1 protein-coding gene is annotated in these 763 nt (G+C 58.5%); it reads right to left on the bottom strand.

The window, feature by feature from the left end; translation table 11 throughout:
* Positions 1 to 156: 156 nt before the first annotated feature.
* Positions 157 to 486, bottom strand: a complete 330-nt coding sequence (locus BQ17_RS09365) for a CU044_2847 family protein (protein WP_089726440.1) — start codon at positions 484 to 486, stop codon at positions 157 to 159.
* Between the last annotated feature and the right edge of the window lie 277 nt (positions 487 to 763).

Below are 763 nucleotides of genomic sequence, written 5' to 3'. Positions count from 1 at the left end.
GGCGGTCCCGGGCCGGCTGGGACCGCCGTCTTTCAGACGGCTTACGGACCCCATCACCAGCTGGCGGCAACGGTCAGCACATGCGACACCTTCGAGCCTGCCCCGAGCGCGCAGCGAGGGGGCTTGGGGAGAGGGGATCGAAGAGGTCGAGGCGCCCTATGCCGGGTTCTTCCATTTGATGGATACCTTGAAGGTGGCCTCGGAGTCTACCGAGGCGATGACGGCGCCTGCCTTGGCGTTGAACTTGAGCCCGAACTCCAGGCCGATCTCTTCGGGGGTGTTGAGTTCGCGCAGGCTGTCGAGCAGGGCCTGGGCGGCGGGGCGGATGCGCCCGACCGCCTCCTCGAAGCGGCTGTCGGCCTTCAGAGGGTCCCCTGGGCCGCGGTCCACGCGGCGCAGGCCCGCGTCCGTCCCGGTGTCTGTGGTCTCCACATAGACGGGGATTCCGTCCGCCAGTTCGAACGCCAGCAGTTCTCTATCGCTCATAAGATCCCTCCTCCGTCGGGACAAGGATTAGGATTTCTCGCTTCGCTCGAAATGACAAAATAGAAAAATTAGATGAAATATTGTACTAGTACCTAGTTTCAATTGATATTGCTAGGGGGTGTTCTCAATTAACAAACGATCTAATCCTGGCTATCTCGAACCACGGATAGACACGGATAAACACAGATTTGTCTCCATCTGTGTCGATCCGTGTTCATCCGTGGTTCTGTTTCCGGTTGTTATCTGCACTAACCAACGGTTTTCACAGGCTAGATAG

This window comes from Candidatus Thiosymbion oneisti, assembly GCF_900092655.1.
Lineage (GTDB): Bacteria > Pseudomonadota > Gammaproteobacteria > Chromatiales > Chromatiaceae > Thiosymbion > Thiosymbion oneisti.
This window is presented reverse-complemented; position numbering and strand designations above follow the sequence as displayed.